18 protein-coding genes and 1 pseudogene are annotated in these 21579 nt (G+C 67.1%); 12 read left to right on the top strand and 7 right to left on the bottom strand.

Annotated elements, in window-relative coordinates; genetic code table 11:
- The first annotated feature begins 23 nt into the window (after positions 1-23).
- Positions 24-1139, top strand: a complete 1116-nt coding sequence (locus A6A40_RS03045; RefSeq protein WP_236783716.1) for a 2,3-butanediol dehydrogenase — start codon at positions 24-26, stop codon at positions 1137-1139.
- Positions 1139-2047 carry a lipoyl synthase gene (gene lipA, locus A6A40_RS03040; protein ID WP_063634053.1) on the top strand — a complete coding sequence of 303 codons (909 nt, stop codon included), beginning with the start codon at positions 1139-1141 and terminating at the stop codon, positions 2045-2047. Before A6A40_RS03045 ends, lipA begins: the two co-directional genes overlap by 1 nt.
- 21 nt (positions 2048-2068) lie before the next feature.
- On the opposite strand, the gene A6A40_RS03035 is transcribed toward lipA, so the two are convergent.
- Both A6A40_RS03035 and zapE read right to left on the bottom strand, forming a co-directional pair.
- Positions 2069-3739 carry a methyl-accepting chemotaxis protein gene (locus A6A40_RS03035; protein ID WP_236783715.1) on the bottom strand — a complete coding sequence of 557 codons (1671 nt, stop codon included), beginning with the start codon at positions 3737-3739 and terminating at the stop codon, positions 2069-2071.
- Between the two features lie 551 nt (positions 3740-4290).
- The gene (zapE, locus tag A6A40_RS03030; RefSeq protein WP_063634051.1) at positions 4291-5463 is read right to left on the bottom strand and encodes a cell division protein ZapE; all 1173 of its coding nucleotides are present in this window, start codon (positions 5461-5463) and stop codon (positions 4291-4293) included.
- Positions 5464-5739: 276 nt separating this feature from the next.
- On the opposite strand from zapE, the gene A6A40_RS03025 reads away from it, so the two are divergent.
- Complete coding sequence (locus A6A40_RS03025) at positions 5740-7953, top strand: ATP-binding protein (protein WP_063634050.1); 2214 nt, start codon at positions 5740-5742, stop codon at positions 7951-7953.
- A gap of 22 nt (positions 7954-7975) precedes the next feature.
- Here the strand turns inward: A6A40_RS03025 and pdxY are convergent, their stop codons facing one another.
- Positions 7976-8920, bottom strand: coding sequence for a pyridoxal kinase PdxY (pdxY, locus tag A6A40_RS03020; RefSeq protein ID WP_418208604.1), 945 nt, complete (start codon positions 8918-8920; stop codon positions 7976-7978).
- Positions 8921-9027: 107 nt separating this feature from the next.
- On the opposite strand from pdxY, the gene A6A40_RS03015 reads away from it, so the two are divergent.
- Positions 9028-9897, top strand: coding sequence for an HpcH/HpaI aldolase/citrate lyase family protein (locus A6A40_RS03015; protein ID WP_063634048.1), 870 nt, complete (start codon positions 9028-9030; stop codon positions 9895-9897).
- 32 nt (positions 9898-9929) lie between these two features.
- Here the strand turns inward: A6A40_RS03015 and A6A40_RS03010 are convergent, their stop codons facing one another.
- The gene (locus A6A40_RS03010; protein WP_063634047.1) at positions 9930-11390 is read right to left on the bottom strand and encodes a hypothetical protein; all 1461 of its coding nucleotides are present in this window, start codon (positions 11388-11390) and stop codon (positions 9930-9932) included.
- 21 nt (positions 11391-11411) lie between these two features.
- A complete protein-coding gene (locus A6A40_RS03005) occupies positions 11412-11810 on the bottom strand; it encodes a response regulator (RefSeq protein ID WP_063634046.1) in 399 nt (132 codons plus the stop codon).
- A 527-nt stretch (positions 11811-12337) separates the two neighbouring features.
- Here A6A40_RS03005 and A6A40_RS31195 point away from each other — a divergent pair.
- Together A6A40_RS31195 and A6A40_RS31190 are read left to right on the top strand one after the other, a co-directional pair.
- A pseudogene (locus A6A40_RS31195) lies at positions 12338-12484 on the top strand (KGG domain-containing protein); the annotation flags it as partial.
- A gap of 24 nt (positions 12485-12508) precedes the next feature.
- The gene (locus A6A40_RS31190; RefSeq protein ID WP_236783773.1) at positions 12509-12628 is read left to right on the top strand and encodes a con-10 family general stress protein; all 120 of its coding nucleotides are present in this window, start codon (positions 12509-12511) and stop codon (positions 12626-12628) included.
- An 80-nt stretch (positions 12629-12708) separates the two neighbouring features.
- Here the strand turns inward: A6A40_RS31190 and leuB are convergent, their stop codons facing one another.
- Together leuB and leuD are read right to left on the bottom strand one after the other, a co-directional pair.
- Positions 12709-13824 (bottom strand): 3-isopropylmalate dehydrogenase, encoded by a 1116-nt coding sequence (gene leuB / locus A6A40_RS02995; protein WP_063634045.1) that lies wholly within the window; start codon positions 13822-13824, stop codon positions 12709-12711.
- 67 nt (positions 13825-13891) lie between these two features.
- A complete protein-coding gene (gene leuD, locus A6A40_RS02990; protein ID WP_063634044.1) occupies positions 13892-14503 on the bottom strand; it encodes a 3-isopropylmalate dehydratase small subunit in 612 nt (203 codons plus the stop codon).
- A gap of 295 nt (positions 14504-14798) precedes the next feature.
- Between leuD and A6A40_RS02985 the strand changes: the two genes are divergently transcribed.
- The 6 genes from A6A40_RS02985 to ftsY all read left to right on the top strand — a co-directional run bounded on the left by A6A40_RS02985 (position 14799) and on the right by ftsY (position 21520).
- Complete coding sequence (locus tag A6A40_RS02985) at positions 14799-16439, top strand: hypothetical protein (RefSeq protein WP_063634043.1); 1641 nt, start codon at positions 14799-14801, stop codon at positions 16437-16439.
- A 70-nt stretch (positions 16440-16509) separates the two neighbouring features.
- Complete coding sequence (locus A6A40_RS02980) at positions 16510-17565, top strand: glycosyltransferase family 2 protein (protein ID WP_063634042.1); 1056 nt, start codon at positions 16510-16512, stop codon at positions 17563-17565.
- Positions 17562-17993, top strand: coding sequence for a GtrA family protein (locus A6A40_RS02975; RefSeq protein ID WP_082860704.1), 432 nt, complete (start codon positions 17562-17564; stop codon positions 17991-17993). Before A6A40_RS02980 ends, A6A40_RS02975 begins: the two co-directional genes overlap by 4 nt.
- Positions 17994-18061: 68 nt before the next feature.
- Positions 18062-18913 carry a diaminopimelate epimerase gene (gene dapF, locus A6A40_RS02970; RefSeq protein ID WP_063634041.1) on the top strand — a complete coding sequence of 284 codons (852 nt, stop codon included), beginning with the start codon at positions 18062-18064 and terminating at the stop codon, positions 18911-18913.
- Complete coding sequence (mtaB, locus tag A6A40_RS02965) at positions 18910-20181, top strand: tRNA (N(6)-L-threonylcarbamoyladenosine(37)-C(2))-methylthiotransferase MtaB (RefSeq protein WP_063634040.1); 1272 nt, start codon at positions 18910-18912, stop codon at positions 20179-20181. The genes dapF and mtaB overlap by 4 nt, the downstream gene beginning before the upstream one ends.
- 22 nt (positions 20182-20203) lie before the next feature.
- Entirely contained in the window at positions 20204-21520 is a 1317-nt protein-coding gene (ftsY, locus tag A6A40_RS02960; protein ID WP_082860703.1) for a signal recognition particle-docking protein FtsY, read from the top strand.
- Positions 21521-21579: the final 59 nt, after the last annotated feature.

The following is a 21579-nucleotide window of genomic DNA, read 5'->3' as shown; positions in this document are numbered from 1 at the left end:
CGAAAAATCCGGAGGACAACGCCATGAATGCGATGACCACGATGAAGGCCGCCGTCTGGCATGGCCGCAAGGACATCCGGGTCGAGGACGTGCCGCTGCCGGGCGCCCCGCCCGCCGGCTGGGTGCAGATCAAGGTGCATTGGTGCGGCATCTGCGGGTCCGACCTGCATGAATATGTCGCCGGCCCGGTCTTCATCCCGGTCGACACCCCCCACCCGCTGACCGGCCTGAAGGGCCAGTGCATCCTCGGCCACGAGTTCAGCGGCGAGATCGCGACGCTGGGCGAGGGCGTCAGCGGCTTCGCCGTCGGCGACCGGGTGGCGGCCGACGCCTGCCAGCATTGCGGCGAGTGCTATTACTGCAAGCACGGCATGTACAACATCTGCGAGAAGCTGGCCTTCACCGGCCTGATGAACAACGGCGCCTTCGCCAGCCTCGTCAACGTCCCGGCCGAGCTGCTCTACAAGCTGCCCGACGGCTTCCCGACCGAGGCGGGCGCCCTGATCGAGCCGCTGGCGGTCGGCATGCATGCGGTGAAGAAGGCCGGCAGCATCGTCGGCGAGACGGTGGTGGTGGTCGGCGCCGGCACCATCGGCCTCTGCACCATCATGTGCGCGAAGGCGGCCGGGGCCGGGCGGATCATCGTCCTGGAGATGTCGGCGGCCCGCAAGGCCAAGGCGCTGGAGGTCGGCGCGTCCATCGTGCTCGATCCCAAGGAGTGCGACGCGGTGGCGGAGGTCAAGGCGCTGACCGGCGGCTATGGCGCCGACGTGTCGTTCGAATGCATCGGCCACCGCGACACCGCCAAGCTCGCCATCGACGTGATCCGCAAGGCCGGCAAGACGGTGCTGGTCGGCATCTTCGAGGAACCCAGCTCCTTCAACTTCTTCGAGATCGTCGCCACCGAAAAGCAGCTCATCGGATCGCTGGCCTACAATGGCGAGTTCGCCGACGTGATCCGCTTCATCGCCGACGGCCGGATCGATGTGCAGCCGCTGATCACCGGCCGCATCACCCTGACCGACATCGTCAGCGGCGGCTTCGAGGAGCTGGTCGCCCACAAGGACCGCAACGTGAAGATCATCGTGCAGCCGCAGGCGGTCCCTGCCGCCGCCGAACAGCCGGAGCTCGTCCACTGATGGCCCTGCCCGCGATGCACGCTCCCCGCCCGGAACACCGGGCCGAAAAGCCGGCCTGGCTCCGCGCCCGCGCCCCCGCCGGTGCGGCGTTCGAGGACACGCGGTCGCTCGTCCGCCGCCACGGCCTGAACACGGTCTGCGAGGAGGCCGCCTGCCCCAACATCGGCGAATGCTGGAGCAAGCGGCACGCCACGGTGATGATCCTGGGCAGCGTGTGCACGCGGGCCTGCGCCTTCTGCAACGTCGCCACCGGTCGGCCGGATGCGCTCGATCCCCACGAGCCGGACCGGCTGGCCGAGGCGGTCGGAGAACTGGGCCTCGCCCATGTCGTCATCACCTCGGTCGACCGCGACGACCTGCCCGACGGCGGTGCGGCGCATTTCGCCCGCTGCATCCGCCGCCTGCGCGACACCTCCCCCACCACGACGGTGGAGGTGCTGACCCCCGATTTCCGCAACAAGCCGGGCGCGGTGGAGACCGTGGTGGACGCCCGCCCCGATGTCTACAACCACAATCTGGAAACCGTTCCGCGGCTCTATGCCGACGTGCGGCCCGGTGCGCGCTATTACGGATCGCTCCGCCTGCTGGAACGGGTGAAGGAGCGCGATCCGTCGATCTTCACAAAGTCCGGCATCATGGTCGGGCTGGGCGAGGAGCCGGCGGAGGTGGTACAGGTGATGGACGATCTGCGGGCGGCGGGCGTCGATTTCCTGACCGTCGGCCAGTATCTCCGCCCCACCCCCAACCACCACCCGGTCGCCCGACATGTCACGCCGGAGGAGTTCGAGCGCTACGGTACGGTGGCGCGGGCTAAGGGCTTCCTGATGGTGTCGGCGACGCCCCTGACCCGCTCCTCCCACCACGCCGGCCGCGATTTCGAAGAGCTGCGGCGGCGGGCGGGTCAATGATGGTTGGCCGGGGGAATGCCGTCAGGCCGCGCGGACGGTGGCGATGAAGTTGGCGACCTCGCCCTTCAACCGGTCGGCCTCCGTCGCCAGGACTTTCGCGGTGCTCAGCACCTGATCGGCGGCCGCGCCGGTTTCGGTGGCGGCCCTGGTCACGCCGACGATGTTGGTGGACACCTGTTCACTGCCGCGGGCCGCCTGGGCGACGTTGCTGGAGATTTCGGACGTCGCGGCATTCTGTTCTTCGATGGCGGCGGCGATGGCCGACGAGATCTCGCTCATCCGCCCTATGATCCCGGCAATACCGGCAACCGCCTCCTTCGCGCCGCTGGTGGCGGTCTGGATTTCCTTCACCTTCGCCTGGATCTCGTCGGTCGCGCGGGCGGTCTGGCTGGCCAGCGCCTTCACCTCGCTGGCCACCACGGCAAAGCCCTTGCCGGCCTCTCCGGCCCGCGCCGCCTCGATGGTGGCGTTCAGGGCCAGCAGATTGGTCTGTCCGGCGATGGAGTTGATCAGGTCGACCACCGCGCCGATCTGGTTGGCGGTATCGACCAGCAGCTGCATGCTGGCATTGGTGCGGTCGGCCTCCTGCACTGCGGTCGCCGAAATGGCGCTCTGGTTCGACACCTGCCGACCGATTTCCAGGATAGAGGCGGCCAATTCCTCCGTTGCCGACGCCACGGTCTGAACATTGGCGCTCGACTGCTCGGACGCCACCGCCACGGCAGTCGCCTGGGCGGTGGACTGGGTAGCCGACGAGGACAGGGTTCCGGCCGCGCCCTGCATCTGCGTGGCGGACGAGGCCACATTCTGGACGATGGCGCTGACACTGCCCTCGAACCGGTCGGCGAGCCGTCGCATCTCCGCCTTGCGCTCCGCCTCCGCCTGGGCCTTCTGCGCCTCCTGCTCGGCAGTCAAGCGCCGGACCTCGAGCGCATTGGCCTTGAAGACGTCCAGCGTGCGGGCGAGCAGCCCGACCTCGTCGCGACGCTCCGTGCCGTCGATGGCGAAATCCAGCTCGCCCTGCGAGACGCGGGTCATCGAGCCGGTGATGCGGTTCAGCGGACGGACGATCAGATAGATCACGATGGACAGCGACAGCCCCAGTCCGAGCAGGATGCCGACGACCGAAAGGGTCAAGACCACAGTTCTGGTCTGTTCCGCAACGGAGCGGGAGTCCCGGATCGCCTTTTCGACGCCCTGGCGGTTGATCTCGACACGCTCGTCGATCAGGGCCGAGGCGGCACGGCGGGTTTTCGCCCCGTCTCCGGAACTGAGGGCGAACGCCTCGTCATCCCTGCCCTGAAGCGTCAGGTCGATGACCTTCAAGGCGTTCTGGCGGTAGGCATCGACCAGGGCCTTGATCTTCACGCCGGTTTCGCGCCGGATGTCGCTGTCCGCGGTCAGGGCGAGGTCGGCGATGGCCTTGTCGGTCAACACCATCGCTTCGTTGAACATCGCGGCGAACCGCTTCATCTCGTCGTGGTTCTTTTCGATGATCGCGTTCTTTTCGGCAACGGTGGCCGCGTTGAGATGACGGCCCAGGTCAAGAATGGTTGCGCGCCGCGAAGCCTCGACGGTCAGGGCATATTCGGATACCTGCTGAACCAATCCCAGCCTCTGCAGCGCCGTCGCCGCAATCGCCCCCATGAAGATCAGCAGCAGGAGCACAGGCGTAAGGATCTTCACGATCATTTTCTGATTGCTGAACCAGCTCAACATCGATCACCCCCCGGCAGGACTTTAACAGGATTCAACAGCCATCAGGATGACCAAGCTATAACCTTCTCTTCTATCATCAATCAGGGGAAACCCCAGAATTGATGCCAACACAAAAACTTATGTTTCAAAACTTTTATATTCGTTCGTGTGTTTTTGTTTCATTTTTTTGGAATCAGTTGAATGGTGGACTCAGACCACGCCAATGACCATTGCCATCCGCACCTGCAGAGATTTCTCCACACCGCCGCAATCTTCGATCCATACCTGGAGCGAAAAGCCCAAGCGACCATTCCACCAATTCCCGGAACGGGGTGCCATCGGGGCTGCACTAAATCGGGATGGTCAGGAGGCCGCCGGTCGCCGACGATCATCGGGAATGGGACCTGCGCGGCGGCCTTACGCTGACCGCCTTGACAGCCATTCTATCGAGCGGAGAGCCCGAGCCGCAGGTCCTTCGCTCGGCCCCGGACACCGGGGCGGTCAGCGCGTGGTCGGTATGGACCTGCTCAGGCAGCCGAACCTTTTCAGGTCAAATGCTGCCTTTGCAGGTAGTCCTCGCTCTGCATCTCCATCAGCCGGCTCACCGTGCGCTCGAACTCGAAGGCGTGGGTGCCTTCCGGGTAAAGCCGCTCGGGCGGGCCTTCGGCGGCGATGACGACGTTGACCTTGTGCTCGTACAGCGCATCGATCAGCGTCATGAAACGCTTGGCCTCGTTGCGCAATTCGTCCTTCATGGTCGGCACATGGCCGATGAGGACCGTATGGAAATGGGTGGCGATCGCCAGATAATCGGCCGCTCCCAAGGGCTTCCCGCACAGAGTCCAGAAATCGACCCAGGCCACGCTCTTGGCGGCACGGTCGATCTCTACCCGGCGGCCCTGCACCGTCAGGCTGCAGGGCTCGCCCGCCGCACCGCCGGTCAGGTCGGAGAAGGCCTTGGCAAGGGCGGCGTCGGACTCCGGTCCCAGCGGATGATGATAGATCGGCACGCCCTTCAACCGGTCCAGCCGGTAATCGGTGGGGCCGTCCAGCGACAGGATATCCAGCTTTTCCTTCAACAGAGCGATGAAGGGCAGGAACAGCTCGCGCTGGAGCCCATCCTTGTACAGCATGTCCGGCGGCCAGTTGGAGGTTGCCACCACCACCACGCCCAGATCGAACAGGTTGGTGAACAGCCGGCCGAGAATCATGGCGTCGACGATGTTGGTGACGTGGAACTCGTCGAAGCAGAGCAGCCACGCCTCGTCCGCCAGGGCTCGGGCCAGTTCGGGCAGCGCCTCGTCCGGGCCATCGCCTTTTCCCTTGCCGGACCGGCGGTGGTCGTGGATGCGCTGGTGGATCTCAAGCATGAATTCATGGAAATGGACGCGCCGCTTCTTGTCGACGGGGGCCGTCTCGAAGAACAGGTCCATCAGCATCGACTTGCCGCGCCCGACGCTGCCATAGATGTACAGCCCCTGCGGTGCGGTGGAGGCAATGTCCGGCGGCGGCGGCGTGGCACGGCGGCGGCCCAGGCCAAAACGTTCCAGCCATCCTCCCCCCGCAGGTTTGTCGTCGCCTACGGGTTGCGGCTGATAGCCCTTCAGCGCCTGATACAGGCTTTGGAACTTCTCCGCCGCCAGTTCCTGATCGGGATCGGGGCGAAGAGTGCCGCTGCCGCGGCGGGCGCGGTAGAGCGAAAGCGGTCCGTCGGTCATGGGGATAAGCGCGATCCGGCTGCCAAGATGCCCCTTACCTAACGGATGGAACCGCTCCGGGCAACCGCCGACCGGCACCGGCGGGACCAGCGGCGGGAATGGCAGGGTGGCGTGCGCAGCGGTTGCGCCACGCGCCTCGATGAACGATGGCGGCGCGGCATCTGGGCGCAGTTGGGAGGCACCTGTTTGCGTCCGGTTACCCTTTCTTTAGGATGTTCATCCAATCAATGTTCCGGCGCAGTCCAGCCGCCCGCCAGACAGGAAACCGCCGCAACGATGCCCGCCTCCGGGTCCGTTTCCCCGACCAACCGTTCCAACGCCGGTCTGGCGCGGGTGCTGCGTGGCCGTCTGGGCTCGGTGCGCTTCCTGATGACCGCGTCCGGCCTCTCCTTCATCCTGGTGGTGAATGCGCTGATCGGGTACGGCATCCTCCAGGGCCGGCGGGAGGCGCTGGACGCCGGCGCGCGCGCCACCCGCGACCTCGCCCGGATGCTGGAAGCCCAAACACTGCGCACCGCCTTCTCGGTGGACCGGATGTTGCGCGATCTGGCATTCGCGCTCGACACCCATCCAGATGGCGGACGGCGCGGCAGCGCCGCCATTCACGACCATCTGCGTCGGAGCCGCGACTCTTTCGGTGAACTTGCCGACCTGGTGGTGGTCGGCGACGACGGCTTCGCCCTGCACCATTCCGCCGACGCACCGCTGCCCCCCTTCCCGCTGTCCGACCGCGGCTATTTCACCAGCGCGCGCGACCGCGCCAGCCCCGGCCTGCTGGTGGGGGCACCCATCGTCAGCCGGGTGATGCCCGGCACCCGCGTCATCCCGCTGAGCCGGCGCTGGACCGATGCGGACGGCCGCTTCCGCGGGGTGCTGGTGGCGCTGGTCGACCCGACACGGCTGGCGGCGACGCTGGAATCGCAGCGCATCGACCGCAAGGGCGGCGTGATCCTGGCGCTGGAGGACGGAACCGTTCTGCTGCAGCGGCCGCAGGACCGCATCGGGCTGACCCGGCTGGCGGACTGGCCGGCGGTGCAGCACGCCCTGGCGAACCGGGACGAGGCCACCATCCGCGACGACGTCCCCACACTCGTTCCCCCGGCTGCCGCTTCGCCTGGGACCGTCCCCGGCGGCAATGCGGTCGACAGCCTGATCAGCGTGCGGCGGGTGCAGGACTATCCGTTCGTCATCGTGGCGACACTGCCGGTGCGGGCGGTTCTGACCGATTGGCGACGCGACACCGCAGCCTGGACCGCCATCGGCACGGTGATGACGCTCGCCATCGCCCTGCTGACCGCCTTCGTCGTCCGTCAGCACGCCCGCCGGGAAGAGGATCAGGCCCGGTTGGCCCGCGCCTCCCGCCGGATCCGCGGCATCCTCGACTCCATGCTGGACGCGGTGGTGACCTTTGACGCGGCGGGGCGCATCGTCACCTTCAACCGGTCGGCCGAAGTCATGTTCGGCGTGCCGGAGAGTGAAATGACCGGTCAGCCGATCGAAGCGCTGATCCCGGATGCGCGCGGCGGCGCCAACGACCGCGACCTGACCGCGCTACGCCGCGACGGCCATGCCTTTCCGGTGGGCTTCACCGTCAGCGACCTGCGGCTGGGCCGCACTCCCTGCGCGGCGGCGCCCCACCCTGCCGGCCCCGACGAGCCGCGCATCTATGTCGGCGTCATCCGCGACATGACCCGCCGCAAGCAGCAGGAGGCGGAACTGGTCGCCTCCAAGACACAGGCGGAACTGGCGAACCGGGCCAAGAGCGAGTTTCTGGCCAACATGAGCCACGAGCTGCGCACGCCGCTCAACGCCATCATCGGCTTCGCCGAGGTGCTGGACAGCCAGTTCTTCGGCACCGTCAACGAGCGCCAGAAATCCTGCATCGCCGACATCCACGACAGCGGCCGGCATCTGCTGGACATCGTCAATGCCGTGCTCGACATGTCGAAGCTGGAGTCGGGCCGGTTCGACCTGTATGAGGAGCCGGTCGAGGTGCACGAGGCCGTGGCCCATTGCATGATGATGGTGCGCGACCGGGCGGCGGCGGGCGGCGTTGCCCTGAACAATCTCGTGTCGGGCTCCATCGCCACGCTCTGGGCCGATCAGCGCGCCTTCAAGCAGGTGATCCTGAACCTGCTGTCGAATGCCGTGAAGTTCACGCCGGAGGGCGGCAGCGTCACCATCGCCGCCGACGTGGACGAGGATGGCGGATTCCGGCTGTCGGTGGCCGACACCGGCATCGGCATTCCGCCCGATTTCTTGCCCGAGCTGTTCCAACCCTTTCGCCAGGCCGAGAATGCTGCCAACCGCAGTTATGAAGGAACCGGTCTGGGGCTGTCGATTTCGAAGAACTTCATCGACCTGCATGGTGGCACGCTGACCTGCGACAGCACGCTCGGCACCGGCACCACCATGACGATCCGGCTGCCCGCTTCACGGGTGGCCGATCATCCGTCCAAAGTGGGCGGCCGGTCCGTCGGAAGCGCCTGACAGCGGGAGTTTTCGACGGACGTCAGCGCAGGCGGTTGGCGGTGAAGCGGCGGGGCGGGTCGACGAAATCATCCTGGGCAGCGATCAGCTGAAGCTCCCGCGTGCCCAGGCGCTTGGTCGTCTCGAAGATGGCGAAGATTGCCGCCGCCGCCTTCTCCAGCGCGTCGGCGGGATCGAAGGCGGCCAGGTAATGGGCGAGGAACAGCGCCGCCACCGCGTCGCCCGACCCGTTGGGCGGCGGATCGAAGGTCAGGCGCGGCGTCGACACCAGCCAGGCGCCGTCGGTGCCATCCACCAGCATCTCGATGCTGTCGGGATCGGCCTCGCTGCGGGTCAGGCTGGTGACCAGCACCAGCCGCGGCCCGCGGGCGCGCAACGCCGCGGTCGCCGCCAGCGCGTCGTCCAGCGTCTCCACCTTGCGGTCGGTCAGATATTCCAGCTCGAACTGGTTGGGCGTCATCAGGTCGGCAGCGGGGACGGCATGGTCACGGATGAATTCCGGCAGGCCGGGCCGCACGAAGAAGCCGCGGCCGACGTCGCCCATCACGGGGTCGCAACAGTAGACCGCCTTGGGATTGGCCGCCTTCACCCGCGCGGCGGTCTCCACGATCACCTGGCCCAGTTCGACGGCGCCCATATAGCCGGACAACACCGCGTCCTGCGCCGGCAGCACGCCGCGGGCGGCGATGCCGTCGACGATGTCGGCGATATGTTCGGCCGTGAAGACCTGCCCGGTCCAGGCGCCGTAGCCGGTGTGGTTGGAGAACTGGACGGTGTTCACCGCCGTGGCGTCGATCCCCAGCCGCTGCAGCGGAAAAACCGCGGCCCGGTTGCCGACATAGCCATAGGCGACGTGCGATTGGATGGTGAGGACGGTCTTCATGGGAGTGAAGACTATGCGACGCTCCGCCGGCCGTAAAGCGGCCGACTCCATGGCGATGCCGGAGGCCCGCGGCATGGCAGCCATGCAGGCCTCCCTTCGGCGGACCGCTGTGACGGCCTGGCCCATGGACAGGAAGGGGGCGTGCGGCTAAAGCTGCCCATTCCAACCATCCGCAGTTCCGGGAAATCGCCATGGCCACGACCGTCCGCCCCCGCCGCAGCGTGCTCTACATGCCGGGCTCGAACGCCCGTGCCTTGGAGAAGGGGCGCGGCCTGCCCGCCGATGGGCTGATCCTCGACCTGGAGGATGCGGTCGCCCCCGACGCCAAGGCCGTGGCGCGCGACACCATCGCCCAGGCGCTTGCCGCCGGCGGCTATGGCGGGCGGGAACTGATCATTCGGGTCAATGGCCTGAACACGCCATGGGGCTATGACGACCTCCGCATGGCGGCGACCAGCGGTGCCGACGCCGTGCTGCTGCCGAAGGTGGAGAGCGCCGACGCGGTGCGGCTGGCCGACTCTGTGCTGCGCGCCGCCGGAGCGCCGGCCGGCCAGACGATCTGGTGCATGATGGAAACGCCGCTCGGCATCCTGAACGCCAAGGAGATCGCGGGGGCCTCCCCTGCCGTCGGCGGGTTGGTGCTCGGCACCTCCGATCTCGCCAAGGATCTGCACGCCGCCCATACGGCTCAGCGGCTGCCGATGATCACCAGCCTGGGGCTGTGTCTGCTGGCGGCGCGGGCCTATGGGCTGGCGGTGCTGGACGGCGTGCATCTCGACCTGAATGACGACGAGGGCTTCGCCGCCTCCTGCCGGCAGGGGCGCGAGCTCGGCTTCGACGGCAAGACGCTGATCCATCCGAAGACGATCACCGCCTGCAACGCCGCCTTCGCACCCGATGCCGACGAGATCGCCCACGCCCATCGCATCATCGCCGCCCATGCCGAAGCCGCGTCATCCGGCAAGGGGGTGGTGCTGGTGGACGGCAAGCTGGTTGAGAACCTGCATGTCGAGAACGCCCGCCGGCTGGTGGCGCTGGCCGAGGCCATCGCGGCGCTGTGACGTCCGGCCTCCCCTGATGCCTGAACCCGGCGTCACTCCTCCTCCCCGTCGCGGTACAGGTCGGGCCAGTCGAAGCGGATCATCGACCGCGGCCGGTCCTGCGGCGGGCCGATGCGGTTGCCGGCGACCAGCCTGACCCCCGACGCCCGCGCCGCCACCACCATGCTGGTGGTCGACAGCCCGGCGACACAGATCATCAGGCCGGCGCGCTCGGCCGCGGTGACGATGCCGTTCATCTCCTCCATCAACCGGACCTCGGCCGAGCGGTCGGCCGGCATCGCCACGGTGATGCCATTCAGGCCGGTGCCGGCGAAGCCAGAGAAACTCTGCGACTTGAACTCCACCCGCATGAAGGTCCAGCGGCAATAGGGCCGGATCTCGTGCAGCAGTTCACTGAGCCGGCCGGTCGGCACCCCCGGCGGAAAGCGCAGAAGCTCGAATATCAGGAAGCGGCGCAGATAGTCGGGGATCGACTGGCAGATCTCCAGGAAGGGCAGCCGGGTGCGGCGGGCCGCCAGGGTTTCGAAACAGATCGGCACAGACATCAACAGCCGGGATTTGTTGCGGAACAGCCCGTTCAGGATTTCCACCGATTCGACCAGCGCGTCGGCGTCGAGCTGCAGGATCTCCATGGCGTCGCTGAGCGAATTCAACGCCGCCGTTCCCTCGATGAAGGACTCGTCGGGAAAGATGCGCACCGGCGTGCCCATATAGGTGGAGATCACCTGTTGGGTAATGTCCCAGACCGGCCGGTAACGGATGCCGAACCTGGCGGCATCGTCGGGCGGCAAGCGCAACTGGCGCAGGACCGGGCGGGCCTTGCCGCCGGCATCCTCGGCGTAGAAGATCGGGCCGGTCATCACCGGCGAGCCATCGGCGAACGCGCCGCCCGCCGAACCGCCCGCCGAACCGCCCGCCAATTCCGTCCGCGCTCGCGCCTCGGCCAGCAGGCTGGTGGCGAAGGCGTGCTCGAACCGGATCTGCCCATCCGCCACGCCGACGGCGGTCGAGACGCGGAGGTCGGCCGAGCGGTCGTCGCCTAGAAACAGCTGCAGCAGCTCCTGTGCGATCCTGGCGCAGACCAGGGACGCCGCATGGCGTTCGAGCGACGCGAACACCAGGATATAGTCGTCGCCAGCGGTCCTGAAGCGGATGTCGTTCCGGGTCAGATGACGGTCGATGATGCCGTCGGCAGCGGTCAGGATCCGCGGGCGCAGCGCCGTCCACCCGGTCCCCAGGCGATCCCGCATCATTCCGAGGTCGAGCAGATGGACCCGCCCGGTCGAGGCAACCGCCGGCTGCATCAGCAGGCGCCACAGCCGCTGCTCCAGGACGCGCAGTTCCTGCCCCGCTTCCACCGACGGCCTGACGGTCCTGGCGGGTTGCCCGACGGACGATGGCGGCGACGCCTCGCCGGCCAGCTCCCCGGCCGCCCAGCCCTGACTGAACCATTGGCGCAGCAGACGCCGCATCAAGGCGAGCGACCGCTTCACGACACCGCTACTCCCGCCGTCTCAGACGCCGCGCGGCTGCGGCGGGACACCGCGATCGCGACCACAGAAATCGACGATGAGGGAGATCTGGCTGCGTTCGATCGGTTTCGCCAGCGCATGGTCGGCCCCCATCTGCCGCGCGACCGCCAGCAGATCCATCGCCTTGCTGCGACCGCCGCCGGAGATGGCGATGATCTTGGCCGTGGGGGCCAAGCGCCGCATCCGCATGATCGTCTGCAGGCCATCGGCGAACGGCATCACCAGATCGCAGATCACCAGATCCGGCCGGCTCGCCCGGAACAGCCGCATGGCCTCATCGCCATCCTGCGCCTCGACGACGTCGACTCCCGCGCTTTCGAGAAGACGGCGCAGCGTCAGGCGAAGTGTGGAATCATCGTCAACCACAAGCACGGTCGGCATCTTACCCCCCTGCCCCAGGGCCCCGGTCCGGCATTGGATCCGCCGCCTTAACAATCAAACTCCGGAACACCTTGCCAATCTCTTAAAGATATCCCTTGGAAATCCAGAAAAATCATTTAAATTTCCAATGTTTCAAAGAATTATTTCTTAAAAACATGGAGTGGCTTCTGAAACTATACGTTTGTTTCCCCAAGTTTTCGGCAGACCTTCTCTAGAACACCCCTAAATTATTTGGATATATTTCCAATATCAATTGAGAAATTATTCAGAAACAAACCTTAGCGTCCACGTCGGTTATGCCTGCATCATTTTGCGGCCCCCGCTGGACACGGGCCCGTTTCCGCGCGTCCTATCGGAAGGATGCGCAATTCGTCGAAACGCACAACCTTCAGAAAATATACAAATCAACCTTAAGTGAACATTGACCCCATCCCTGCGAGAGGGACCGGCGATTTAATGCGACAAAGCGGGAACCAGCCTGCGGCCGATTGGTTGTCGTCTCAGCAAGGCACAGTCGGAGGTTGGTTATGGCCTCGAAAGAGAGCAATCGTACGTCGGGCCGCGGCTTCGCGTCGATGGACCCTGATCGGCAACGCCAGATTGCCAGCAAGGGTGGAGAAAGCGTTCCAGCCGACAAGCGCAGCTTTTCGAAGAACCCGGAACTCGCCGCGGAAGCTGGACGCAAGGGAGGGCGTAGCGTGCCCGCTTCCTCGCGCAGCTTCTCCAAGAACCCCTCGCTGGCGGCGGAAGCCGGCCGCAAGGGTGGACAGGCGAGCCATGGTGGACGGTCGGGCGACCGCCCCGCCGGGGGCGATTGAAAGGCTGAGATCCGTCACGACAAAAAAGCCCCCGTCCTTGCGGACGGGGGCTTTTTCTTGAAGCGCTACCGGCCGATCGATCAGGAGGCCAGCTTGTCCAGCTCGCGCAGGATCGAGTCGCCCATGACGGTGGTGGAGCAGCGCGCCATGCCCGGTGCCATGATGTCGGCCGTGCGCATGCCGCCGCCCAGCACGTTCTGGATGGCCCGCTCGATCAGCTTGGCGTCCTCGTCCAGGTTGAACGAGTAGCGCAGGCACATCGCGAAGGACAGCAGCGTGGCGCAGGGGTTGGCCAGATCACGGCCGGCGATGTCCGGGGCGGAACCGTGCACCGGCTCGTACAGCGCCTTGCGGTTGCCGTCGGCATCCGGGGCGCCGAGCGAGGCCGAGGGCAGCATGCCGAGCGAGCCGGTCATCATCGCCGCCTCGTCCGACAGGATGTCGCCGAACAGGTTGTCGGTGACGATCACGTCGAACTGCTTCGGGTTCTTCAGCAGCTGCATGGCGCCATTGTCGGCGTACATGTGGCTCAGCTCGACGTCCTGGAACTCTTCCTGGTGCAGCTTGGTCACTTCCTGGCGCCACAGCAGGCCGGATTCCATGACGTTCGCCTTTTCCATCGAGCAGAGCTTGTTGCCGCGCTTGCGGGCCAGCTCGAACGCGACGCGGGCGACGCGGCGGATCTCGGGCGTGGTGTAGACCTGGGTGTTGACGCCGCGGCGCTCGCCGTTGCCGATGTCGGTGATGCCGCGCGGCTCACCGAAATAGACACCGCCGGTCAGCTCGCGGACGATCAGGATGTCCAGCCCGCGGATGACATCGGCCTTCAGGGTCGAGGCGTCGACCAGCGCGTCGAACACCACGGCAGGGCGCAGGTTGGCGAACAGGCCCAGTTCCTTGCGCAGGGCCAGCAGGCCGGCTTCCGGACGCTTGGTGTAGTCGGTCGGGTTGTCCCATTTCGGGCCGCCGACGGCGCCCAGCATCACCGCGTCCACTGCCAGCGCATCGGCGAGCGTGGCGTCGGACAGCGGAACGCCATGGGCGTCGATGGCCGCGCCGCCGACCAGCCCTTCGGACACGTCGAAGGTGATCTTGCGCTTGCGGTCCATCCAGTCGATGACCCGGCGGACCTGACGCATCACCTCGGGGCCGATGCCGTCACCGGGGAGGAACAGAAGCTTCTTATTGGCGGCCATGGCGGGCGCACTCCCAATATCAGACGTCAAGAAGACAGATGGTGGAATCGGGGGAGGACGGGGGCAGTCAGCCCCACATCCACGGCTGGCCGGTGCGCTGCTTGCCCTCGTACCCGTCGATATGGGCCGACTGCTGCAGCGTCAGGCCGATGTCGTCCAGGCCGTTCAGCAGGCAATGCTTGCGGAAGGGATCCAGCTCGAAGGAGATGGTGCCGCCGTCCGGGCCGGTGATGGTCTGCTTCTCAAGGTCGACCGTGATGACGGCGTTCGACCCGCGCGATGCGTCGTCGAGCAGCAGGTCGACCTGCTCCTTCGGCAACTTGATCGGCAGGATGCCGTTCTTGAAACAGTTATTGTAGAAGATGTCGGCGAAGCTGGGGGCGATGATGCAGCGGATGCCGAAGTCGGCCAGAGCCCACGGCGCATGCTCGCGCGAGGAGCCGCAGCCGAAATTGTCGCCCGCCACCATGATGCTGGCCTTGCGGTAGGCCGGCTTGTTCAGGACGAAGTCCGGGATCTCCTGCCCGTCCGGGGTGTAACGCATCTCGTCGAACAGATGCTTGCCCAGCCCCGTCCGCTTGATGGTCTTCAGGAACTGCTTCGGAATGATCATGTCGGTATCGACATTGATCATCGGCAGCGGCGCCGCAACGCCGGTGAGAACCGTGAACTTTTCCATCGCCAGAAATCCTGTCGCGCAAGAAGGCGCAAGCGTGCGCATGCAGAGCGTGGTGAATAGCAGACCGAACAAGCCATTGCCAGAGGAAGCTGGCACTTTTCACGGCACGCATTGAGCGAACAGGCATGCACCAATGCAGCACCACGCATCTTTGTTGCGCGAGAGTGCCGCAGATCGTCCCACCCAGGCCCGATTCCGCAAGCCGAAACGCCGCGCCGCCACCGGCCTCCCCCTTGCGGACGGCGTGGCGTCCCCCTACCACAGTATCGCTCAACTGCCAGGCTGCCCTGATCCGATGCCGACCCCTGACGACGACCGCCGAGCCCGCCTGACCGGCCGTGCCTTCCTGCTGCTGGCGCCGGTCGCCTACGGGCTGCTGACTCTGGCCTTCGGCATGGATGCCAACTGGGACCTGCGGAACTACCACTGGTACAACGCGCATGCGCTGCTGACCGGGCGGATCGGACGCGACCTGCTGCCGGCGCAGATGCCGACCTTCTACAGCCCCTTCCTGGACGTGCCATTCTATTGGCTGGCGACGCACCTGCCGGCGCGGGCGGCCGGCTTCCTGTGGGGGACGATGCAGGGCGTCAACCTGTCGCTGCTGTATCTGCTGGCATCGTTCTGTCTGCGGAACGTTCCCGACATGCAACGAACCCTGATTGCCATGGTCCTGGCGGCGATGGGTGGGCTGGGCGGCGGAACGCTGGGGCTGATCGGCACCACCTTCCAGGACAATGTGGTCAGCCTGGGCGTGCTGGGCGCTGCGGCGGTCGTCGCCGGCAGCCTGCCCGGCATCCTCGACGGCCGGCCGCTGCCGAGCTTCGCACGGGTGGCGGCGGCCGGGCTGCTGGCCGGGGTGGCGATGGGGCTGAAGAACCCGACGGTCATCTATGCGATCGGGCTGTGCCTGAGTTTTCTGGCCTTGCCCGCCCGTCCCTGGCGGCGGCTCTGGCTGGCCTTCTTCTTCGGCATCGGGGTGCTTGTCGGACTGGCGCTGGGCGGCGGCGTATGGATGGCGCATCTGTGGCACGATTACGGGAACCCCGTCTTCCCGCACATGAACCACGTCTTCAAGTCGCCCTTCGCCGCCATCTCCGACTACGTCAATGTCAGCTTCTTCCCGCCCGGCCTGTGGCAGCGGCTGTTCTTCCCCTTCGTCTTCACCTTTTCCCCCCTGACGGTGGGCGAGGTGCCGTTCTTCGACCTGCGGGTGCTGGCGCTGTTCGTCCTGGTGCCGGTCGGAGCTGCGGCCGTGCTGATCGGCCGGTCGATGGGGAAGCGGCACGACTGGCTGACCGAAAGGCCGGCGACAGGTTTCCTGCTGACGGCGCTGACCGTCACCTACACGCTGTGGGTGGCGATGTTCTGCATCTACCGCTATCTGGTGCCGTTGGAGATGCTGGCGCCGCTGGCGCTGGTGATGGCGGTCGGGCTGCTGCCGGTGGCGCACCGGCTGCGCATCGGGCTGGCAGTAGCTCTGCTGGCGCTGGTGCAGTTGACGGTGCAGCCGGCCGATTGGGGGCGCGTCGCCTGGCCAAAGGACGCAAACGGCAAGTGGGTGACGGCGGAGGTGCCGCCCATCGCGGAACCGGACGACACCATGGTGCTGATGGCGGGGTACTGGGCCATCTCGCACGTCATCCCGTCCTTTCCGCAGCGCGTCACCTTCGTGCGCATCCAGTCCAACTTCCTGCAGCCGGATTCGGTCGGCAACGGCCATCTGGCCATCCTGAAGGACAAGGTGTCGTCGCATCGCGGCCGTTTCCTGATGCTGAGCACGATCCCCGATACGCCGGGTGCCGCGAAGGCCGCGGAATTGCTCGGCCTGAGATTGGATCCGCAGCGCTGCCGACCGATTCCCAACAATCTGGGCGAGACCCTGAACCTCTGTGCCGTCGACAGGATGCCTCGGAATCGGGAGACATTGGAATAATCGGCGGATTTGTGCTGTTTATCGCCCGTAACAGCCCCGTCCGCCCTATTCGAGCCATAAAGCCAGCGCCATGACCGTATCGACCATCGACCGCGCCGCTTCCACCGCCGGCACCACCGGCACCGACACCTCGGGAACGCCGCGGGCCGACGCGGACGCCGTCCCGGCGCCGACCATCGCGGTGCTGATTCCCTGCTACAATGAGGAGGCGGCGATCGGCAAGGTGGTGCAGGACTTCCGCGCCGCTCTGCCGGAGGCGACGGTCTACGTCTACGACAACAACTCCAGGGACCGGACGGTCGAGGTCGCGCGCGCGGCGGGGGCGGTGGTCCGGCACGAGCCGCTGCAGGGCAAGGGCAACGTCATGCGCCGCATGTTCGCCGACATCGAGGCGGACGTCTATGTGCTGGTCGACGGCGACGACACCTATCACGCGCCGAGCGCGCCGCAGCTGGTCAAGCGGCTGTGGGACGAGCAGCTCGACATGGTCAACGGCGCGCGGGTGACGGAGATCGTCGCCGCCTACCGCCCCGGCCACCGGTTCGGCAACCTCGTGCTGACCGGCATGGTCGCCCGGATCTTCGGCAGCCGCATCGGCGACATGCTGTCGGGCTACCGGGTGTTCTCCCGCCGCTTCGTGAAATCCTTTCCGGCGCTGGCCAGCGGTTTCGAAACCGAAACGGAGCTGACCGTCCATGCGCTGGAGCTGCGCATGCCGATCGCCGAGGTGAAGACCCCCTACAAGGACCGTCCGCCCGGATCGCACAGCAAGCTGAACACCATCCGCGACGGCATCCGCATCCTGCGCGCCATCCTCATGCTGGTGAAGGAGGAGCGGCCCCTGCCCTTCTTCTCCGGCCTGTTCGGCGTGCTGGCCCTGCTGTCGGTCATCCTGGGCGTGCCGGTGATCATGACCTATTTCGAAACCGGTCTGGTTCCTCGCTTCCCCACCGCCGTGCTGGCCACCGGGCTGATGTTGATGGCCTTCCTCAGTCTGACCTGCGGGCTGATCCTGGATACAGTCACCCATGGCCGCCGCGAGGCCAAGCGCATGCATTACCTGTCGCTGCGCGCGCCGGGCAACCATCCGCCGTTGGGCGGCGCGCGCGGGGACGGCCGCCGGTGACCGGGCCGGTCGCCACCCTGCTGGACAGCCGGCTCGGCCGGCTGGGGGTGCAGTTCGCCAAGTTCGGCGTGGTCGGTGTCATCGGGCTGCTGGTGGACACCGCCGTGCTCTATGCCGGTCTGGCGATGGGTCTTGAGTTCTTCGCCGCCCGCATACCGTCCTTCTTCGCCGCGGCGACCGCCACCTGGGCGCTGAACCGCGCCTTCACCTTCCGCGGTGCGGCGAACGAACCTCTTCACCGCCAATGGGCCAAGTTCATCGCCGCCAACGCCATCGGCGGCGTGGTGAATTACGGCGTGTCGGTCGGTTTGGAGTCGGGTGTGCAGATGGTCGCCGAGCATCCCTTCCTGGCCGTTGCCGCCGGTTCGATCGCCGGCATGTTCTTCAACTTCGCCGCGTCGAAGCATCTGGTGTTCAAGGGAGCGTAACCGCCGCGAATCTGCCTTGCGCGGCGCCTTATGGACTTATCCCCGCCGCTCGCCATATAACGGCGGTCATGACCCGCGAATTCCTGAAGATGCACGGCCTCGGCAACGACTTCGTCGTGATCGACGCCCGTACCGAGCCCTACCGCCCGTCGGACGCGGAGGTGCGCGCCATCGCCGACCGCCGGACCGGCGTCGGATGCGACCAGTTCATCGTGCTTGAGAAGACCGACGCGCCGGGTGTCGACGCCTTCATGCGCATCCGCAATGCCGACGGCAGCGAGGCCGCGGCCTGCGGCAATGCGTCGCGCTGCGTCGGCTGGCTGCTGATGGAGCAGAGCGGGCGGGACGGCGCGAGCTTCCGGACCGCCGCGGGTCTGCTGCACGCCACCCGCGCCGAAAACGGCCGCATCACCGTCGACATGGGCGCTCCCCGCCTCGACTGGGCGGCGATTCCGCTGGCCTCCCCCACCGACACGCTGCGGGTGGAGACGGTCGAGCATGGCGGTTTCGCCGCCCCGGTGGCGGTGAACATGGGCAACCCCCACGCCGTCTTCTTCGTCGACGATGCCGAGGCGGTGCCGCTGGACGAGGTCGGTCCGGTGTTCGAGAACCACCCGGCCTTCCCCGAGCGCGCCAACATCGAATTCGCCCAGGTGCTGTCGCCCACCGCCATCCGCATGCGGGTGTGGGAGCGCGGAGCCGGCGTCACCCAGGCCTGCGGGTCGGGGTCCTGCGCCACGCTGGTCGCCGCGGTGCGCCGCGGCCTGACCGACCGCAAGGCCGACATCATCCTGGACGGCGGCACCCTGACCATCGAGTGGACCGAGGACGACCGCGTCCTGATGACCGGCCCGGTGGCGCTCGCCTTCAGTGGCCGGCTGTCGGCTGAACTGGTTTCCGCCGAACTGGTTTCGGAATGAGCGACAGCGCTGACAGCAGAACGCAGACCGGCCCCGAGATCGTCACCTTCGGCTGCCGCCTGAACACCTACGAGTCCGAGGTGATGCGCAACCATGTGCGCAGCGCCGGGCTGGACGACGTGGTGATCGTCAACACCTGCGCCGTGACCTCGGAAGCCGAACGGCAGGCGCGGCAGACCATCCGCAAGCTGCGGCGCGAGCGGCCGGATGCCCGCATCGTCGTCACCGGCTGCGCCGCCCAGATCGACCCGCAGCGCTTCGCCGCGATGCCGGAGGTCGATCAGGTCCTGGGCAACCAGGAAAAGCTGCAGCCGGAAAGCTGGGGCCTGCCGCCGGCCGAGAAGGTTCTGGTCAACGACATCATGTCGGTGAAGGAGACCGCCGGGCACCTGATCGGCGGGTTCGAGGACCGCGCCCGCGCCTTCGTCCAGGTCCAGCAGGGCTGCGACCACCGCTGCACCTTCTGCATCATCCCCTATGGCCGCGGTCCCTCGCGCTCCGTCCCCATCGGCGGCATCGTCGAACAGGTCCAGGCGCTGGTGAAGGCCGGCTACAACGAGGTGGTGCTGTCCGGCGTCGACATCACCAGCTACGGTCCCGACCTGCCGGGCTCGCCCTCGCTGGGGCAGATGGTGCGCCGGCTGCTTGCGCTGGTGCCGGAGCTGCCGCGGCTGCGCCTGTCCTCCATCGATTGCATCGAGATGGACGACGATCTCTGGCGCCTGATCGAAAACGAACCGCGCCTGATGCCGCACCTTCACCTGTCGCTGCAGGCCGGTGACGACATGGTGCTGAAGCGGATGAAGCGCCGCCATGGCCGCGCCGATTCCATCGCTTTCTGCGAACGGGTGCGCTCGATCCGTCCCGACGTGGTGTTCGGCGCCGATTTCATCGCCGGTTTCCCGACGGAGACCGAGGAGATGTTCCAGAATACCATGCGGCTGGTGGAGGAATGCGGCCTGACCTGGCTGCATGTGTTCCCCTACAGCCCGCGCCCCGGCACGCCCGCCGCCCGCATGCCGCAGGTGGACGGTGCCATCCGCAAGGAGCGGGCCGCCCGCCTCCGCGCCGTCGGCGAGGCGGCGGAGGCCCGCACCCTGGCGAGCCTCGTCGGACGCAGCGCGACCGTGCTGGTGGAAAAAGACGATCTGGGCCGCACCGAGCATTTCGCCGCGGTCCGCCTGGGCCGGGCTTTCGCGCCCGGTTCGCTGGTGCCCACCGCCATCACCGGCATCAAGGACGGCGTGCTCACCGGCACCCCGCTCTGACCCCTTTCATAGTGGACATTCCATGATTTTCCGCTGGTTCGGCCGCAAGAAGCCCGAAGAGACCGCTCACAAGGACGAGGCGGCGAAGGACCAACCGGTCACCCAGGAGTCCGCCAACCCCGCGCCGGAACCGGAGAAAGCGCCGGAGCCCCCGGCCGCTCCGCCCGCCCCCAAGCCGGAAATCGAGCCGGAGCCGGAGCTGCCGCCCGCGCCGCCGAGCGTCGAGCCGCCGCCGGTGGCCGTCGCGCCCGCCCCCATTGCTCCGGCCCCGGCCCTGCCGCCCACCGCTCCGGTCGAGCCGCAGCCCGCCCCGGCCCCGGTGATCCCTGCCCCGGCACCGGCGCCTGCCCCCCTTCCGGAACTGCCGCCGGCGCCTGCCCCCGTCGCCGCGGTCGCCGAGGAGGCGCCGCCGACCAAGAAGGGCTGGTTCGCCAAGCTGAAGGAAGGGTTGTCGAAATCCTCCTCCAAGCTGACCGACGGCATCACCAGCATCTTCACCAAGCGCAAGCTGGACGACGCCGCGCTCGAAGAGCTGGAGGAGCTGCTGATCACCGCCGACCTCGGCCCGGCCACCGCGGCGAAGGTTACGGCGGAGCTGGCGCGCACCCGCTTCGGCAAGGAGGTCTCGCCGGAGGAGGTCAAGGCAACGCTTGCCGCCGAGGTGTCGAAGATCGTCACGCCGGTCGCCAAGCCGCTGGTGCTGGACCCGGCGCTGAAGCCGCATGTCATTCTGGTCGTCGGCGTCAACGGCACCGGCAAGACCACGACCATCGGCAAGCTCGCCCGCCAGTTCAAGGCGGAGGGCAAGAGCGTGATGCTCGCCGCCGGCGACACTTTCCGCGCCGCCGCGGTCAGCCAGCTGAAGATCTGGGGCGAGCGCACCGGCTGCCCGGTCGTGGCGCGCGACACCGGGGCCGATGCCGCTGGCCTCGCCTATGACGCGCTGGAACGGGCGAGGGCCGAAGGGGTCGACGTGCTGCTGATCGACACCGCCGGCCGACTGCAGAACAAGACAGGCCTGATGGAGGAACTGCGCAAGATCGTCCGCGTCATCAAGAAGCTGGACGAGACGGCGCCGCACACCACCCTTCTGACGCTGGACGCCACCACCGGCCAGAACGCGCACAGCCAGGTCGAGATCTTCCGCGACATGGTCAACGTCAACGGCCTGATCCTGACCAAGCTGGACGGCTCCGCCCGCGGCGGCGTGCTGGTTTCGCTGGCGGAGAAGTTCAAGATTCCGGTCCACGCCGTCGGCGTCGGCGAGGGCGTCTACGACCTGCGCCCGTTCGATGCCGATGCCTTCGCCAAGTCGCTGATGGGGTTGGGCGCCGATTGACCGGCGATGGCATTCGTAACCTCCGAAGGGATACGCGCCGGGGGCAGGCCGAATTTCGG

Source organism: Azospirillum humicireducens, from assembly GCF_001639105.2.
Taxonomy (GTDB): Bacteria; Pseudomonadota; Alphaproteobacteria; order Azospirillales; family Azospirillaceae; genus Azospirillum; species Azospirillum humicireducens.
This window is presented reverse-complemented; position numbering and strand designations above follow the sequence as displayed.

Coding starts and splice junctions, on each gene's coding strand:
- leuB (WP_063634045.1), bottom strand. CDS start 13,824: ATGGCCGCCAATAAGAAGCTTCTGTTCCTCCCCGGTGACGGCATCGGC.
- dapF (WP_063634041.1), top strand. CDS start 18,062: ATGACCCGCGAATTCCTGAAGATGCACGGCCTCGGCAACGACTTCGTC.
- A6A40_RS03045 (WP_236783716.1), top strand. CDS start 24: ATGAATGCGATGACCACGATGAAGGCCGCCGTCTGGCATGGCCGCAAG.
- A6A40_RS03015 (WP_063634048.1), top strand. CDS start 9,028: ATGGCCACGACCGTCCGCCCCCGCCGCAGCGTGCTCTACATGCCGGGC.
- lipA (WP_063634053.1), top strand. CDS start 1,139: ATGGCCCTGCCCGCGATGCACGCTCCCCGCCCGGAACACCGGGCCGAA.
- zapE (WP_063634051.1), bottom strand. CDS start 5,463: ATGACCGACGGACCGCTTTCGCTCTACCGCGCCCGCCGCGGCAGCGGC.
- A6A40_RS02980 (WP_063634042.1), top strand. CDS start 16,510: ATGACCGTATCGACCATCGACCGCGCCGCTTCCACCGCCGGCACCACC.
- mtaB (WP_063634040.1), top strand. CDS start 18,910: ATGAGCGACAGCGCTGACAGCAGAACGCAGACCGGCCCCGAGATCGTC.
- A6A40_RS03025 (WP_063634050.1), top strand. CDS start 5,740: ATGCCCGCCTCCGGGTCCGTTTCCCCGACCAACCGTTCCAACGCCGGT.
- pdxY (WP_418208604.1), bottom strand. CDS start 8,920: ATGGCTGCCATGCCGCGGGCCTCCGGCATCGCCATGGAGTCGGCCGCT.
- A6A40_RS03035 (WP_236783715.1), bottom strand. CDS start 3,739: ATGATCGTGAAGATCCTTACGCCTGTGCTCCTGCTGCTGATCTTCATG.
- A6A40_RS02985 (WP_063634043.1), top strand. CDS start 14,799: ATGCCGACCCCTGACGACGACCGCCGAGCCCGCCTGACCGGCCGTGCC.
- ftsY (WP_082860703.1), top strand. CDS start 20,204: ATGATTTTCCGCTGGTTCGGCCGCAAGAAGCCCGAAGAGACCGCTCAC.
- A6A40_RS03005 (WP_063634046.1), bottom strand. CDS start 11,810: ATGCCGACCGTGCTTGTGGTTGACGATGATTCCACACTTCGCCTGACG.
- leuD (WP_063634044.1), bottom strand. CDS start 14,503: ATGGAAAAGTTCACGGTTCTCACCGGCGTTGCGGCGCCGCTGCCGATG.